Below are 16,209 nucleotides of genomic sequence, written 5' to 3' on the forward strand. Positions count from 1 at the left end.
CTGAAAGAAAAGCTGTAATAACTTCATTGTATAAATCAATGGATGCTTTAAACGGCTTAACCGGTACGGTAATTCAAGAACTTTAATATTATAAATGATATCTGACAAAAAATAAAACATTCAATTTAGAATGTTCAGATTGATGACAAAGTCATCAAGATGATAGGATGTTGAAAAAGTTCATCCTGCAAGGCGCCGGAAGACGGGCAACCGCAGCGTATTCAGACATACGTGAGGATTGACCGGGTGAACGGCAACGAAGCAGGGGGACTTTTTCAGCAGCCTGAACATTCAATTTAGAATGTTTTATTTTTTGCACTTATATAATATTAAATTTCTTGTTCCTTCATGTTTAGCTCATATGAAACATTCTCTTCTATTTCATTTAAGCTTATGGATGAACTTTTTTCATTTTGATGCATATTTCTTACGGCATTTGTCAGCATCAGCTTAATCCTGTTAATTTGATTGACCTCGCTCATACCTGCGTCGTAGTCAATTGGGACTATGTTTGACATTGGATATGCATCCTTTAACTTTTTAATCATTCCCTTGCCTGTGATGTGGTTAGGTAAACAAGCAAATGGCTGTAAGCATAAAATGTTATTAACTCCGCTGTCTAACAGTTCAATCATCTCGGCTGTTAAGAACCATCCTTCTCCGGACTGATTTGACAATGACAAGAATTCTTGAGCTTTATGAGCAAGTTCTAAAATGTTTGAAGGTGTTGAAAATCTTGTGGAATTTTTAAAAGCTTCAACGCTGGGCTTTTTATATTTATCAATTATTTTTACTATTGTAGCACTGATAAATTTGTCTTTTTTGCTTCCGGTTAATAATTCATCATATTTTATAACACCATTAAGTGTAGTATATGAGAAGAAATCCAACAAATCCGGTACTACAACTTCCGCCCCCTCTTCTTCCAACAATGAAAATACGTCGTTGTTTGCATTAGGATGGAATTTAACAAGTATTTCACCCACTATACCAACCTTCGGTTTAATTATGTTATTATTTAACTCAATGTTATCAAAATCATTAACTATATTGTTTATTAGATTTTTAAATTTTTTATAGCCGCCTGATTCAATAACCTTATAACTTTCTTCAACCCACTTTTTATACATTTCATCTACTGAACCTTTTATCTTTTCATAAGGTCTTGTTCTGTAGGTTGCACGCATCAGGGTATCCCCTATAACCATGGATATGGCTAATCTGTGTAAAAAGGATGCTGTTAATTTAAAGCCCGAGTGTTTTTCAAGACCAACCAAGTTAAAGGATATAACAGGTATATGTCCATATCCCAAATCCTTTAATGCCTTTCTTATAAATCCGATATAATTGGTAGCACGGCAGCCTCCGCCGGTCTGAGAAATCATCAAGGATACGTTATTTAAATCGTATTTGCCTGATTCCAATGCGTTTATAAGCTGACCTATTACAATAATAGAAGGATAGCAGGCGTCGTTATTTACAACTCTTAACCCGGCATCCACTGCCTTTTTATCAACTGCAGATAATACCACCATGTTATATCCTGACAAATTAGCAGCCGTTTCTATAAATTGAAAATGGATTGGAGACATTTGAGGCACTAAAATTGTGTGCTTCTTCTTCATTTCCTTTGTAAATTCAATTTTTTCAAAGCTGCTTGGTCTTTTTATATGAACGATTCCGGTTCTGTCTCTTTCTTCTATGGAAGCAAGAAGTGAGCGTATACGTATCCTTATGGCTCCAAGGTTTGTTATTTCATCAATTTTAATTACGGTATATATTTTATTATTTTTTGTAAGTATTTCATTAACCTGGTCGGTAGTTACCGCATCAAGTCCGCAGCCAAAGGAATTAAGCTGAATAAGCTCAAGGTAATCAGTATTTGAAACATAAGTTGCAGCTGAATATAATCTTGTATGGTATGCCCATTGGTCGATTACTCTTAAAGGTCTTTCGATTTGTGCTTTTTCCAATGAATCCTCTGATAACACTACAATTCCGTAGCTCTCTATCATTTCAGGTATGCCATGATTAATTTCAGGGTCTACGTGATATGGTCTGCCTGTCAATACTATTCCCTTTTTATTGTTTTTCTTAATATATTCGATAGCTCTTAATCCTTCTTTTTTAACATCATCCTTATAAATTAACAATTCATCATATGCCTTATTGACTGCATTATTAATTTCTTCATATGTTAAATTTTCAGATGGTCCTATTTCCTTATAGAGTTTCTGCACTAACCTTTTCTTGTCATTTAAATTAAGGAAAGGTTTATAAAATTTAATGCTGCTTAAATCAATATTTGCTTCTATAGATTCGGGATAAGAAACAACAACAGGGCAATTATAGTGATTACCGGCATCTTCATCTTCCTTTATATTGTATGAAATACAAGGATAGAATATTTTCGGCACCTTCTTGTTTAACAAATCCACTATATGTCCGTGTGCTATCTTACCGGGATAACATACAGATTCTGAAGGTATCGTACCCATTCCGAGTTCGTATATTTTTTTGCTTGATACTCCTGATAAAACTACTCTGTAACCTAACTCATTAAAAAATGTAAACCAGAAAGGATAATCCTCATACATATTCAACACTCTCGGTATGCCGATTAAACCTCTTTTAGCTTCTTTTACGGAAAGCGGCTTATAGCCAAATACTCGGTGGTATTTATATTTATAAAGATTTGGTAAAGACTCTTTCTTTTCTACGTGAACATATTTTTCAGCACCGTGTTCGCATCTGTTTCCTGATACGAAATATCTTCCGTCTGAAAACTTATTGATGGTTAATAAGCAATTATTGGTGCAAAGTCCGCAGCGCTCCATGGAAGTATCAAAAGAAAAGTTCTCAAGCTGTTCAACATTAACAAACGAACTTTCTTTTTTTCCGTCATATTTGTTTTGTGCTATTATGGCTGCTCCGAATGCACCCATGATTCCGGCAATGTCAGGTCTTACCACCTCCCTGCCGGTTATCAGCTCGAAAGCTCTTAATACAGAATTGTTGTAGAAGGTACCGCCCTGAACAACAACCTTTGCTCCTAATGAATCAAGAGATTTTAATCTTATTACTTTAAACAAAGCATTTTTTATGACTGAATAGGATATACCTGCAGAAATATCGCTTAATGTCGCTCCTTCTCTTTGTGCCTGTTTAACCTTTGAATTCATAAATACCGTGCATCTGGTTCCTAAATCAACAGGATTTTTAGAAAAAATTGCTTCCTCTGCAAATTCCTGTACGGTCATTTCCAATGATTTAGCAAATGTTTCAATAAATGATCCGCAGCCCGATGAGCAAGCTTCATTGAGCATAATAGAATCTATTACTCCATCCTTTATAATCATGCTCTTCATGTCCTGTCCGCCAATATCTATTATGAAATCAACACCGTTTAAGAAAAAGTCAGCTGCCTTATAGTGGGCTATGGTCTCTATTTCACTTACATCAACGTTAAGTGCCGCCTTAATTAAGCGCTCTCCATAACCGGTTACGGCAGTATATGCAATTTTTATACCTTCATGTAATTGCGAATAAAGCAATTTAACTGCTCTTACGGCAGAATTTAAAGGATTTCCTTCATTACTAAAATAATATGAATATAATAATTCACCCTTATCAGTAATCAGGGCAAGTTTAGTAGTTGTAGAGCCGGCATCTATTCCTAAGAAAGCAAGACCTTTATAGTCTAATATGTCCTTTTTAATTGCATTATGTTGATTATGTCTTGAAAGAAATTTATTATATTCATCTTCTGATTCAAATAGCGGCTCTAAATTATTTTTTCTGTATTCAATATTTGAATTGTTAATTGTATTATTTATTCTATTATAAAAGTCGTTAAAGCTTATTTCCTCATTTTCTTCTGACATCAGAGCAGCACCTATAGCTACATAATAATTTGCATCTTCCGGACATATGGAGGTTTTTTCATCAAGCTCTAACGTCTCTTTAAATCTTTCTATGAGTTCTGACAAGAAAAACAAGGGACCTCCTAAAAAAGCAACATTACCTTTAATAGGTCTACCCTGAGCAAGTCCACTTATTGTTTGGTTTACAACTGCTTGAAATATAGAAGCTGCTATATCCTCTTGTCTTGCCCCTTCATTTAGCAGGGGTTGAATATCTGACTTTGCAAATACACCGCAACGTGATGCGATTGGATATATTGTTTTGTGCTTTTTAGATAATTCGTTCAGACCGGCAGCATCTGTCTTCATTAAAACAGCCATTTGATCTATAAAAGCTCCTGTACCTCCTGCGCAAGAACCATTCATACGCTGTTCTAAGCTTCCTGACAAATAGGTTATTTTAGCATCTTCACCGCCTAATTCAATAACAACATCTGTATCAGGAATATATTTTTCGATTGCTTTCGTTGATGCAGCCACCTCTTGGACAAATTTAATTCCTAAGTATTTTGACACATCAATAGCACCGGATCCGGTGATACTTACTTTTATTTGACTGTTCTTAAGCTTATCATATGAGTTTTTAATAATTTCTGCAACAGTATTTCTTATGTCTGAATAATGTCTTTCATATTGCTTATGCACTAAATTTCCGCAATCATTTATTACTGCAATTTTTACTGTTGTAGAACCTATGTCAAGCCCTATCAGGTATTTTTTCATAATTCCTCCAAAGCTATAAAAGCTTTAAAAAAATCTTCGACTTCCCTTATGAAAAGTCGAACACATATTTCTCATTTCATATATAACAAATATATGTAAGGAGCATTATTAATAATTTGGTAATTTAATATATTATATCATTTTTATATATAAAATCAACTTAAATAAATCTTAAAACGATTAAGTCAGATGGTTGAAATTTATCGTAATATAGTATATTTTGCATTATAAAATGTGTACAACTATAAAATATATGGCATTAAATTCAACAGAAGTTAATAGGTTATTATAACATAATGTTTATACAAAAAGCGGCAGATTTATTAATTAGGAGGATGCGATGAAAAAAAGGGTATTATGGATAGTCAGTGTATTATTGATTTTTGCGATGATGCTTACAGCTTGCGGCAATTCAGGAACTTCTGCAGCCGCAGGCAACACAATCAAAATAGGATGGATTGGTTCATTAACAGGTGATCAGGCAGTTTGGGGAACATGTGAAAGTAATACTATAAAAATGTTGATTGAGGAAGTAAATGCGAAGGGCGGAATATTAGGTAAACAGGTTGAAGGGATTTATTATGACACAAAGGGAGATGCAGCTGAGGCAGTAAATGCCGTAAAAAGATTAATTACTCAGGACGGTGTAGTTGCAATAATCGGACCGAATGCAAGCGGTCAGGCAATTTCAATTTCCGCAGTTCTTGAGCAATACAAAGTGCCTGATATAGCAACAGTTGCGACAAATCCTAAGGTTACTGTAGGAGATGACGGAAAGGTTAAACCATATAATTTCAGAGTTTGCTTTATTGACCCATATCAAGGCGCAGTTGCCGCGGGTTTTGCATATGACAGATTAGGACTGAAAAATGCTGCCGTACTGTATGATGTTGCAAGTGACTATTCACAAGGATTTACAGAATTCTTTGAAAAGACATTTACGGAAAAAGGCGGTAAAATAGTGACAAAAGAGGGCTTCAAAGAAGGAGACGTTGATTTCAGACCTCAGCTTAGTAAAATTAAAGATGCAAAGCCTGATTTAATATTGATGCCTTATTATTACAAAGAAGTTGCATTAAGTGCTAATCAGGCACGAGACCTTGGAATCAATGCAACTCTTATAGGCGGTGACGGATGGCCGTCAGAACAGCTGATGGAAATGGCTGCTAAATCAATAGAAGGCAGCTATGTTGTAAACCACTTAGATTTTAATGACCCTGAAGTTAAGCCGTTACAGGAAGCATATAAGGCAAAATACAACCTTCCGATGGAATTAAACGGATACATGGCACATGATGCATTCAAGCTGTTAGAAGCTGCCGTCATTGATGCAAACTCTGCAGATCCTGAGAAAATAACCGAATCATTGACAAAGGTTACTGTAGAAGGTGTAACCGGAACTATAAAATTAAGTGAAGAAGACCATAATCCTGTTGGAAAGCAAGCTGCAATAGTTAGAATTGAAAATGCTGATTACATATTCCAAGAAAAATATGGCTTGCAGTAAGCAGATGACCCAAATTTTTAAGCAGACGATCCAAATCTCTGATTTGGTATTGATCGCTTATACTGCAAGTGTAGTAATTTAAGGTGGGTTTAACCCACCTTCAGGTTGCATAAAAAACCCTGCAATTATAGGAGGAAATTAATGAGTGAATTGTTTTTACAACAGGTTATAAACGGATTATCCATAGGAAGTGTTTATGCTTTGATGGCAGTAGGATACTCCCTTGTATACAGCATAATGAACTTTTCAAACTTTGCCCATGGCGGAGTAATCATGATAGGAGCTTATATAGGGTATTTTAGCTTAACCTTTCTAAAAGTACCGTTTTTCATAGCGTTTTTATTATCTGCATTTGGTTCAGGTATTCTTGCTGTAGTAATGGAGAAAATTGTATACAGACCTTTAAGAAAAAGGAATGCTCCCTTTCTTTATTTCATTATATCTGCGATGGGAGCTTCAATATTTTTAGAGAATGTGGTTATTGCATCACCTATAGGACCAACCTTCAGATCATATCCGGCCGTTTTTTCGTCTGAGCCGATTATGCTTGGAAATGTTGCATTAGGCAGGATTGATTTATTAATGTTTGTAATATCCGCAATAAGCTTAATGGCATTGGTGTATATTGTTGAGAAAACTAAAATAGGGCTTTCAATAAGAGCTACATCCTACAGCATAAAAGGAAGTACATTGATGGGAGCAAATGTAGACAAGGTTATTTTTATTATTTTTGCCTTGGGGGGATTATTGGCAGGACTTGCAGGGATGCTTTTCGGAATGAGGTACACAGTTTATCCGCAGATAGGAAATATAACCACAAAATCATTTATTGCTGCTGTTTTCGGTGGATTAGGAAGTTTGCCGGGAGCAGTAATAGGTTCTGTTCTCTTAGGACTTATCGAAACAATGGTATCCGGATATTTTTCATCACAATACAGGGATTTAATTGCTTTTGCACTTTTAATATTAGTTCTTGTAGTAAAACCTACAGGGTTGATGGGTAAGACAACAGAAGATAAGGCATAGGAGGTTATTATGAGTTGGGATTATGTATCAGGTATATTAATATTGTCAGGTATAAACTTAATGACTGTTCTTGGCCTGTCTTTGTTAACGGGATTTACAGGATTATTTTCATTTGGTCATGCAGGTTTCATGGCGATTGGAGCATACATGGCTGCTTCAATGACAATGAAATACGGAATGCCGTTTTTTATTGCACTGTTAATAGGCGGTGTATCAGCCATGCTCGTCAGCTTGGTTATCGGTAAGCTGACATTGAATTTAAAAGGAGATTATTTCTGTATTGCCACTTTAGGATTTGGTGAGGCAACGAGATTGATACTGGATAATGTTCAGTATTTTGGGGGAGCAAGAGGTCTTTCAAGTATTCCTACACAAGGAACCACAACATTATTTAATGTTATTATTATAAATATCGCTGCTGTATTTATTCTGATATCAATTATTAAATCGAGGCACGGAAGAAATATGGTTGCAATAAGGGAAGAGGAACTTGCCGCACAGGCAATTGGAATAGATATATTTAAATATAAAATGATGGCACTTGCCATAAGCGCTCTTTATGCAGGAATATCCGGAGGTTTGCTGGCACATTACCTTGGCTACATTCAACCTGTAATGTTTAAGATGGTGAAATCGACAGAGCTTACTATTATAGTAATATTTGGCGGCTTAGGCAGCGTATCAGGCAGTGTAATAGGTACAATACTTTTAACATTCTTACCGGAAATTTTAAGAAGTTTCTATAACTGGAGGCTGGTAATTTACGGTGCAGCAGTTATATTGATTATGATAACAAGACCACAGGGCTTAATGGGCGGAAAAGAATTCAGTATAAAACCTATTATAAAATTAGCTAAAAGAATTATAAAAAACAAAAAAGAGGAGGTAAAATCATGAGTGTGCTTTCTCTTAATAACGTAACAAAAAAATTCGGAGGGCTTACTGCTGTTGATAATGTAAGCTTTCATGTTGAACAAGGAGAAATTTTCGGGCTGATTGGTCCTAATGGTGCCGGAAAAACAACTATTTTTAATTTAATTACAGCTATATATACTAAAACTCAAGGAGAAATATATTTTTACGGAAAAAGACTTTATAAAATCAAACCTTTTGAAGTAGCCAATATGGGAATAACAAGGACATTTCAAAATATAAGATTGTTTAAAAAGCTTACGGCATATGAAAATGTATTGACAGCATGTCATAAATCCGCTGATTATAATTTATTCAGTTCAATTATCAGAATAGGTAAATTTAAATATCAAGAAAAGGATTTAAAACAGAAAACAGATGAACTGTTAAAATTGATGGGACTTTGGGATTATAGGGACATAGTAGCTTCAAATTTACCGTACGGTCTTCAAAGGAAGCTGGAAATAGCAAGGGCTCTTGCTTTAAATCCCAAATTATTGCTCCTTGATGAGCCCGCAGCAGGTATGAATCCTGAAGAAACCATACAGCTTATGGAATCAATAAAGGAAATAAGAGATAAATTTAATTTAACAGTATTGATTATAGAACATCATATGGATTTAATAATGGGTGTCTGTGATAGAATTTTTGTACTTAATTTTGGTATTCCTCTTGCTTTCGGAACACCAAAGGAAATTCAGGAAGATAAAAATGTAATAGAGGCCTATTTGGGTAAAGAGGAGAAAAAATATGCTGAAGGTTAATAATTTAAATGTATTTTACGGAGGCATCCATGCTTTAAAAGGAGTATCCCTAAATGTTGAACAAGGGCAGATAGTTTCTATAATCGGTTCAAACGGAGCAGGCAAATCCACATTGATAAATTCTATAAGCGGTATAGTTAAATACAAAGAAGGAGAAATATTTTACAGAGGAGAAAAACTTCCGAAACAGGCACATAAAATAGTAAAGTCCGGCATATGTCAGGTCCCTGAAGGAAGAATAATATTTGCCAATCTGACTGTTATGGAAAACCTTCGGATGGGGTCTTTTTTAAGAAACGATAAGAATGAAATTGATAAGGATTTAAACAGAATTTTTATTCTTTTCCCTATATTAAAGGAAAGAGAAAGGCAAATAGCGGGAACACTTTCAGGCGGAGAACAGCAAATGCTTGCAATGGGAAGGGGCCTGATGTCTAATCCTGATTTAATATTGCTTGATGAGCCGTCTCTTGGTCTTGCTCCTTTATTAATAAATACAATATTTGATATAATTCTTGAAATAAAAAATATGGGTAAAACAATATTATTGGTTGAACAAAATGCTTTTAAGGCATTATCCATAGCCGATTATGCCTATGTGCTGGAGCAAGGTGTCATGACTATGGAGGGTGATGCTAAAGAACTTATAAAGAATGAAAAAATAGAGGAAGCATACTTAGGCAAGAAAAAAGAAATATAAAAATGACGAACTTTTTCAACAACCTATCATCTTGATGACTTTGTCATCAATCTTAGAAATCTCCAATGAGGTTTCTTTTTTGCACTTACAGTATAAGCGACTGACACCAAATCAAAGATTTGGGCCATCTGCTTAAAAAACATTGATTTTATTTCTATATAAAGTTATTATATAGTTAAAATTTGAAAGGACGGTGGCTAAAATGAAACTCACTTATTTAGGACACGCGGCTGTAATAATTGAAGAAGGAAAATTCAAGGGTATTATAGATCCGTTCATATCAGGTAATCCGTCAGCAAAAGTAAATGTGAACGAATTATCGGATGTTACTCATATTTTTGTAACACATGGACATGGCGATCATATTGGAGATACTGTTGATATAGCTAAACAAAGCGGAGCTTTAGTTATAGCTAATGCTGAGATATCTGCATACCTTAGTAAATTTAACGTAAGAACACATGCGATGCATATCGGAGGACGAACGAAATTTGATTTTGGTATCGTAAAAATGACCAATGCATTGCATGGCTCAGGTATATCAGATAACGGCAATATGATTTATGGCGGAAACCCCGGAGGATTTATAATACATATAAATGGTAATAAGGTATATCATGCAGGTGATACAGGGCTGACAATGGACATGAAATTATTGGAGGATGAAAACATAGATGTAGCTTTTCTGCCTATAGGCGGGAATTATACTATGGATATTGAAGATGCAGTTAAAGCGGTAGATTTTATTAAACCAAAAATAGTTATTCCGTTTCACTATAATACATTTGACGTAATCAGAGCAAATCCGGAGGAATTTAAAGATAAAGTAAAATCATCCAATGTGGAAATATTAAATACAAATGAAAGTGTTTTCATTTAGAAATTATTGATTGCATGTATTGAATTGAAAAATTCCTTATGATATAATACATATATCATACCATCGCCTCGGCAATGCAAGCGAGCTTGCGCTGCACTCGGCTCAGATATGATATAATGAATGTGATTAATAGTACAAAGATAAAATCAGAAAACTCAGGACTAAATAATGGGGAGGTTTTATGCTTTAATGTTTGCTTTAGTTTTAATTTTAAACGACATATTCAAATTAGATAATATACATGAAGTTTTCTATCAAGAGGAGATAGGCGCCACAACAATTGACAGTCAAGGTATGGGTAAGGTGCTTTTGGACCACAATATTAACATACCCATGCTTGATAATGTAAGAAAGCTTATAGACGGCAGAAAACCATACAGCAAAATGATAATAAGCATTATTAAAGAGAGAGAAAGGCTTGATGATGTAGTGGAAAAAATCAAGGAAGAGTTGGATTATTTTGATGAACCCGGTGTGGGATTTATGTTTGTTATGCCTGTGTTAGAAGTGTACGGCTCAAATACAGATGATTTAAAATAGTAATATAATAAAGGTATGATTATAAATTTTAATCATACCTTTATTATTCGCCAATCCCATTTGTACAAGCGACAGCGAGCAAACAAATTTGATGTATTACCCTGCGATGTCTTAACGTAAGTTTATTTTATTAAATATTATTAATTTTTACTTAATATTCTTATTGACAATGATTATCCATAGGAATATAATGAAATCAGCTAATGATAATGATTATCAATATCGTGCGTGATTGGAGGAAGAAGATATGACATTAGATAACATTAAACCAGGTCAAGGCGGTATTATTTCAACAATTGGTGGACAGGGAATACTGAGAAGAAGGTTGTTAGACATGGGTTTGACGCCTAATACAAAGGTTAAGGTTAGAAAAGTAGCCCCTATGGGTGATCCAATTGAATTATCTTTAAGAAATTATGTATTAACAATAAGAAAAGAAGAAGCCTCTAAAATTGAATTGAAAGAGGTATTTAGCATATGAAATATATTTTTGCTCTTGCAGGAAACCAAAATGCCGGCAAAACGACCCTTTACAACGCATTGACAGGCAGCAATCAACATGTCGGAAATTTTCCCGGAGTAACTATAGAAAAAAAAGAAGGGCAAATAAAAAAACACAAGGATGCTTCTTTGGTAGACTTACCCGGTATTTATTCATTATCTCCATATTCTATGGAAGAGGTTGTAACGAGAGATTTTCTTTTAAAAGAAAATCCGGATTTAATAATAAACATAATCGACGCAACAAATATCGAACGAAACCTTTATTTAACGCTTCAATTGATGGAGCTTTCTATACCAATGGTCATTGCTTTAAATATGATGGATGAAGTAAGAGCCAGCGGTAACTCAATTGATGTAAAAAAACTTTCTGATCATTTGGGTATTCCTGTAGTACCTATTTCAGCAAGTAAGGGTGAAGGAATATCAGAGCTTATAGATGTGGTTATGAAGACAGCGCAGTCAAATGACAAAAGTTGTAATAGAAAGCTTGATTTTTGTACCGGAGAAGTACATAAAGCAATCCATTCTATTTCACATTTAATAGAGGATCAGGCAAAGGCAGCAGGATATCCTCTTCGCTTTGCAGCCACAAAGTTAGTGGAAGGTGATGAACCCACATTTAAAGAATTAAATATATCAGAAAACCAACTCCATATTATCAACCATGTGGCAGAAGATATGGAAATGAAATTAGGAACAGACAGAGAAGCTGCTTTAGCAGATATGAGATATGTTTATATTGAAAAAATTTGTGAAGATACAGTAATTAAAAAACAAGAAACAAATGAACAAATACGTTCAGAAAAAATAGATAAAATATTAACTCACAAATATTTCGGGATACCGATTTTTATAGGAATAATGTTCTTTATTTTCTGGCTGACATTTGGATTAATAGGAGCTCCGCTTCAGGGTTATTTAGAAGAAATAATAGGAATAGTTACAGAATATACATCGGAAGTAATGATTAACTTTGAAGTAAGTGATTGGCTATATTCTTTGGTTATAGACGGTATATTTGCAGGCGTTGGGAGCGTATTGTCATTTCTGCCGCTTATAGTTGTTTTATTTTTCTTCCTATCATTTTTGGAAGACAGCGGATATATGGCAAGAGTTGCGTTTTTAATGGACAAATTGTTAAGGAAAATTGGCTTGTCGGGACGTTCATTCGTTCCGATGCTTATCGGCTTTGGCTGCAGTGTTCCTGCCATTATGGCAACAAGAACATTATCAAGCGAAAGAGACAGGAAGATGACAATAATTCTGACTCCCTTTATGTCATGTAGCGCCAAGCTTCCTATTTATGGTATGATAACTATGGCATTTTTCCCGGAAAATGCTGCTACAGTTATGATTGCACTTTATATAATGGGAATTGCTGTTGCAATATTATCAGGACTGTTGTTAAAAGGCACAATTTTTAAAGGAGAGCCAGTACCTTTTGTTATGGAGCTTCCTGCATATAGAATTCCTTCAAGAAGAAGCATAATATTGAATATGTGGGATAAAGGAAAGGATTTTGTAGAGAGAGCATTTACAGTTATTTTCTTAGGAACGATAATTATATGGTTCTTACAAAGCTTTAATTGGTCTCTCAATATGGTTGAAGACAGTTCATACAGTATACTTGCTTCAATAGGGTCTGTAATTGCACCGGTGTTTATACCGTTAGGATTTAATGATTGGAGAGCATCAACAGCAATAATTACAGGTCTTACCGCAAAAGAAGCAGTTGTAAGCACATTGTCGGTATTAACCGGAGCTTCTTCAGACTTACAGCTTACAACCGCAATAAGCACAATTTTTACACCTCTCAGTTCTTTTGCATTTTTAACGTTCACATTGTTATATATGCCTTGTATTGCAGCTTTTGCAGCTACAAAAAGAGAGCTTGGATCCTTCAAGTATGCAGTAATGACTGCTGTTTATCAGACATTAACGGCCTTTGTTGTGGGAATGTTGGTATATCAGATTGGAAACTTGATTTTATAGGAGGTTTATTATGAATTTTTCAGATGTTATTGTAATTGCAGTAATTGCAGTAATTATAACAGGTGTTGTAATATTTATGAAAAAACAGAAAAAGAACGGCTCGGGCTGCCATTCCGGATGTGCCGGCTGCAGCAAAGCTAAGGATTGTTCTTCTATTAATAAATAGCTGTCTCGTAAGAGGCAGTTTTTTATTAATATTTTCTTATATAATAATAAAATGGTATGCTTCTTGCATGAATTTATAAATAGATATATTAATTAAATCAGGAGGAAGTATATATGAGATTATTAAACAAAGTAGCAATTGTTACCGGTGGAGGCAGAGGAATTGGTGAGGCTACTGCAAAGAAATTTGCCAAGGAAGGTGCTAAGGTAGTTGTAGCGGATATCAATGATGAAGATGTTAAGAAAACAGTGAATGAAATTATTGAAAATGGTGGAACGGCAGCAGGTATTAATGTTGATGTAACAAATACTGAAAACGTAAATAAAATGGTCGGATTTACAATGGAGAAGTTCGGAAGATTAGATATTTTAGTAAATAATGCGGGTATAACTATGGATTCAACTTTACTTAAAATGACAGAAGAACAATGGGATAAGGTTATAGATGTAAACTTAAAGGGAGTATATATCTGTGGTCAAGCAGCTGCAAAGGTAATGGTAGAGCAAGGCAGTGGAGTTATATTAAATGCCTCATCAGTTGTAGGTTTATATGGAAATTTTGGTCAAACAAATTACGCAGCTACAAAATGGGGAGTAATAGGGATGACAAAGACATGGGCAAAAGAATTAGGGAAAAAAGGAGTTCGTTCAAACGCAGTAGCACCAGGATTTATAGCAACACCTATGGTTAAAAAAATGCCTGAAAAGGTAATAGATATGATGAAGCTTAAAGCTTCATTAGGAACATTAGGAGAGCCTGAAGACATTGCAAATGCTTATGCTTTTTTGGCATCAGATGAAGCTAAGTTCATTACAGGAGCAGTATTGGAGGTTACAGGTGGAGTTGTATTATAAGATTAAAGCCATTACCATTTAAGGTGATGGCTTGAAAAAAATTTACATTATTGTATGTTGTATGGTAAAATAAAGTCATTAGTTTGTTTAGCGAGCAATCTTAGGAGGTGATTTTATGAATGCCAGTGCACACAAGCATGAAAACGTTGTTAAAGCAGATGAAGATACCTTGTTAACTGAATATTTTGTTTCCATGATGCATAAAATATTCGACCCCATTCCTGTACCTTTGATCATGATAGATAAAGAAAGTAAGATTAGAATGATAAATAAGGTATTTGCAGATTTTCTTGGATTGGCAAAAGAAGAAATCATAGGTAAACCAGTATTAGAAGTAGATAAGTACTCTAGGTTTCCTTACGTACTTAAAACAAAGGAAGCAGAAATAGCTTGGAAGCATACCTTTGAAAATGGACATACTGCAATAGTTCATAGGATACCAGTATTAGACGATAAAGAAGAGGTTAAATACGGTGTTGGAATGGTATTGTTTGCAGATATAGAAAACTTTAAAGATATTATCGAAAAAAATAAATTATTAGAAAATGAGATTAATTTATATAAAAGCCAACTTAAAGAAATGCATGGAGCCAAATATTCATGGGATAATATAATAGGAAATAGTGAAAAAATGGCTCAAGCAAAATTTATAGGCAAAAGGGCATCTAATTCAATTTCTAATGTTTTAATACTGGGGGAAAGCGGGACAGGCAAGGAACTGTTTGCCCATGCCATACACAAAGATAGTGCAAGATCTCATTCGCCTTTTGTAAAGGTAAATAGTGCCGCCATACCATCTGAACTTTTAGAGTCTGAGCTATTTGGTTATGAAGAAGGCGCGTTTACGGGTGCTAAAAAGGGAGGGAAGATAGGTAAATTTGAATTAGCTAATGGAGGTAGTATTTTTTTAGATGAAATTGGAGACATGCCTCTTAAAATGCAGGCAAAACTGCTGAGAGTACTACAAGAAAAGGAGTTTGAAAGAGTTGGTGGAAATAAGATAATAAAAACAGATACAAGAGTAATAGCAGCCACAAATAAGGATTTAAAAAAACAAATTCAAGAAGGCAGCTTTAGAGAAGATCTATACTATAGACTCAATGTAATGACTATAGAAATACCACCCTTAAGAGAACGAAGTGGAGATATTGAATCTCTTATACAGATACTATTAAAGAAACTTTCAAATCAATTAGGAAAATATGTAGTAAAAATATCAGACAATGCTATGAAAATCTTGATGAGTCACAATTGGCCGGGAAATGTTAGGGAATTGGAGAATGTATTAGAAAGAGCAATCAACCTTGCAGACTCAGATACTATCCTGCCAGTACATTTGCCTGTATATTTAAATCATAGCTCAAGAATAAATATAGATGGACCTGTAAGACCATTAAAGTATTTAATAGAAGATACAGAAAAAGAGGCTATACTGAGGTGCCTGGAATATACTGAAGGTAACAAGTTAAAAACAGCAGAACTATTAGACATTAGCCGTTCGTCCTTATACAATAAAATGGAAAGATATAGGATAACTTAAAAACTACCTTTAAACAAGGTAGTTTTTTATGTAAATGTACAATAGTGTCTGTACAAAATATGAACATGTCCAAAATATATACAAAAAAACAATATAAAAAGAGAGAAGAATCAGCAATATAACTAAGAATTAATAGCATGCTATTTTGGCATGTTAGTTGCATTGTATATTAAAGACA

Annotated in this window: 13 protein-coding genes; 12 read left to right on the forward strand and 1 reads right to left on the reverse strand. The window is 34.5% G+C overall.

Features of this window, described 5'->3' with window-relative positions; genetic code table 11:
* Window positions 1-329: 329 nt before the first annotated feature.
* On the reverse strand, window positions 330-4,646 hold the full coding sequence (locus RT412_RS04695; RefSeq protein ID WP_313345724.1) for an acyl-CoA dehydratase activase-related protein: 4,317 nt from the start codon (window positions 4,644-4,646) through the stop codon (window positions 330-332).
* A 340-nt stretch (window positions 4,647-4,986) separates the two neighbouring features.
* On the opposite strand from RT412_RS04695, the gene RT412_RS04700 reads away from it, so the two are divergent.
* From RT412_RS04700 to RT412_RS04755, 12 genes are all read left to right on the forward strand, one after another.
* Window positions 4,987-6,153, forward strand: coding sequence for an ABC transporter substrate-binding protein (locus RT412_RS04700; protein ID WP_313345726.1), 1,167 nt, complete (start codon window positions 4,987-4,989; stop codon window positions 6,151-6,153).
* A gap of 141 nt (window positions 6,154-6,294) precedes the next feature.
* The gene (locus RT412_RS04705) at window positions 6,295-7,179 is read left to right on the forward strand and encodes a branched-chain amino acid ABC transporter permease (RefSeq protein WP_313345729.1); all 885 of its coding nucleotides are present in this window, start codon (window positions 6,295-6,297) and stop codon (window positions 7,177-7,179) included.
* A gap of 9 nt (window positions 7,180-7,188) precedes the next feature.
* A complete protein-coding gene (locus tag RT412_RS04710) occupies window positions 7,189-8,076 on the forward strand; it encodes a branched-chain amino acid ABC transporter permease (RefSeq protein WP_313345732.1) in 888 nt (295 codons plus the stop codon).
* Window positions 8,073-8,855: an ABC transporter ATP-binding protein gene (locus RT412_RS04715; protein WP_313345735.1), complete on the forward strand. Its 783-nt coding sequence runs from the start codon at window positions 8,073-8,075 to the stop codon at window positions 8,853-8,855. Before RT412_RS04710 ends, RT412_RS04715 begins: the two co-directional genes overlap by 4 nt.
* Window positions 8,842-9,555 (forward strand): ABC transporter ATP-binding protein, encoded by a 714-nt coding sequence (locus RT412_RS04720; protein WP_313345738.1) that lies wholly within the window; start codon window positions 8,842-8,844, stop codon window positions 9,553-9,555. Before RT412_RS04715 ends, RT412_RS04720 begins: the two co-directional genes overlap by 14 nt.
* 202 nt (window positions 9,556-9,757) lie before the next feature.
* Window positions 9,758-10,435: a metal-dependent hydrolase gene (locus tag RT412_RS04725; RefSeq protein ID WP_313345740.1), complete on the forward strand. Its 678-nt coding sequence runs from the start codon at window positions 9,758-9,760 to the stop codon at window positions 10,433-10,435.
* Between the two features lie 189 nt (window positions 10,436-10,624).
* Entirely contained in the window at window positions 10,625-10,975 is a 351-nt protein-coding gene (locus RT412_RS04730) for a hypothetical protein (RefSeq protein WP_313345743.1), read from the forward strand.
* 247 nt (window positions 10,976-11,222) lie between these two features.
* The gene (locus RT412_RS04735; RefSeq protein ID WP_313345946.1) at window positions 11,223-11,456 is read left to right on the forward strand and encodes a FeoA family protein; all 234 of its coding nucleotides are present in this window, start codon (window positions 11,223-11,225) and stop codon (window positions 11,454-11,456) included.
* A complete protein-coding gene (gene feoB / locus RT412_RS04740; protein WP_313345745.1) occupies window positions 11,453-13,471 on the forward strand; it encodes a ferrous iron transport protein B in 2,019 nt (672 codons plus the stop codon). Before RT412_RS04735 ends, feoB begins: the two co-directional genes overlap by 4 nt.
* Window positions 13,472-13,481: 10 nt before the next feature.
* Window positions 13,482-13,637: a FeoB-associated Cys-rich membrane protein gene (locus tag RT412_RS04745; RefSeq protein WP_313345748.1), complete on the forward strand. Its 156-nt coding sequence runs from the start codon at window positions 13,482-13,484 to the stop codon at window positions 13,635-13,637.
* A 113-nt stretch (window positions 13,638-13,750) separates the two neighbouring features.
* On the forward strand, window positions 13,751-14,491 hold the full coding sequence (gene fabG, locus RT412_RS04750; protein ID WP_313345751.1) for a 3-oxoacyl-ACP reductase FabG: 741 nt from the start codon (window positions 13,751-13,753) through the stop codon (window positions 14,489-14,491).
* Window positions 14,492-14,606: 115 nt separating this feature from the next.
* Window positions 14,607-16,031 carry a sigma 54-interacting transcriptional regulator gene (locus RT412_RS04755; protein WP_313345754.1) on the forward strand — a complete coding sequence of 475 codons (1,425 nt, stop codon included), beginning with the start codon at window positions 14,607-14,609 and terminating at the stop codon, window positions 16,029-16,031.
* Window positions 16,032-16,209 lie beyond the last annotated feature (178 nt).

The organism is Sedimentibacter sp. (assembly GCF_032080165.1).
Lineage (GTDB): Bacteria > Bacillota > Clostridia > Tissierellales > Sedimentibacteraceae > Sedimentibacter.